This is a genomic window from Moorena sp. SIO4E2, from assembly GCF_010671945.1.
GTDB lineage: Bacteria > Cyanobacteriota > Cyanobacteriia > Cyanobacteriales > Coleofasciculaceae > Moorena > Moorena producens.
Window position 1 is genome coordinate 1 of the sequence record NZ_JAAHIE010001246.1, and the last position, 1356, is coordinate 1356.

The 1356-nt window shown below is 48.6% G+C and carries 2 protein-coding genes; both read right to left on the minus strand.

Going from position 1 to position 1356, the window contains the following annotated elements; all coding sequences use genetic code 11:
- On the minus strand, nt 1–696 hold a 696-nt coding region (locus F6K37_RS42610; RefSeq protein ID WP_287257246.1), incomplete at its 3' end, for a radical SAM protein.
- A 2-nt stretch (nt 697–698) separates the two neighbouring features.
- On the minus strand, nt 699–1356 hold a 658-nt coding region (locus F6K37_RS42615; protein WP_287257247.1), incomplete at its 5' end, for a hypothetical protein.

Here is a 1356-nt window from a genome sequence, read left to right on the forward strand (position 1 = left end):
TTTAGGGGTTGGTCGCAATCGATCATTAATATCTTGAGGACCATCCAAACTCAAAGACACATTAAATCGATACTCGGAAAATAATGCTGCATCCTCAGAGGTAATCAGTGTCCCATTGGTGGTAATCGAGAATCGCACCTTATGATGGCTTTCTTGGCCTCGGCGGCGAGCATAGCCAGCAATATGATGTACTAACTGGTGATTGAGTAGGGGTTCTCCCCCCATAAAACCCACGACTAAATCGACATTAGGCTCAGCTTCGGCTATAAGGCGATCAACGGCTTGTTCGGCAACATCCTGAGCCATGAATTGAGCTTTTCCCAGAAATCCCCCTTCATCAGCATAACAATACCTACAACCGAGATTGCAGCTTTGAGCCACATTAAGGGAGAGGGAGCGCAGGGGAGGAGGTGACAAAGGTGTTGGCGCGATCGCGGGTTGACCGCTGGGCATAGAAAAAACGCTACGGACTTCGTCAGCCTTAGAGGTTGTCTCCTCGTTTGCGTTATTGAGCAGAACTCGAAGATACTCTGCTGTGGCTGCATCCAGATCGAAAATTCTTGAGCCATCAACCACAAACAGATGTTGACCAAGACTACTTTCAAACAGACGAAAGTCTTGGGACAATTCTGGTTCTGGGCAAGAGGAGTCCTCTAAAACCGTGACCGAGGGAGATGGCATTGAAGGGTTACTCATGCTCATACATCTCCATTTTCCAAAGAATTCTTAACAATTTCCAACCACTTCTGCATGAGATAGTACTGTCGCTGGGTGATGTACATGGGAGCAGAGTCTGAGCCCCTCATTAACGCTGGCATTTGAGTGTCATAGGGCTGGGGTTCCGCTAGGGGGTTCCGGATCCATTGTTTAAACAACTCAGGTCGTTGACCTAAACGTTGCTTAAAGACTTCATAGGCTAGGAAACGAGCGTGGTTCATCCGTCCTAGTTCGGTTAAAGGTAAAGGATGCCCCGGTCGGGGAGCTACAGGGTCGAATGGCTCATCGGGATTCCCTGAAAACGCCTCATTTCCAAGCTTGGAGCGCAAATTTTGATGATCTAGATTGGAGGCTTCCATTGTCTCGCGGACTCGCTGCATTAGATCGGCAATGTCTTTTTCCGTTTCGGGCCAATTGCCAATGAAGTCAGATTCTAAAACTTCTTCACGCTTCACCAAGTTGCTAAGTCCATCGGCAATGGAAACAAAGGGGCGGCGATCGGGTTGGAAATCTTGGGGACAGCAGGTGTAACGCGCGTAGGCTGTGAGTTTTCCTTCAGCAACAGCGGTTCCAGTCAGTGTTACTGTGATTAAGCCATCATTGGAGTCATCCAGGCATCCCAAGCTCTTACCATCAGGA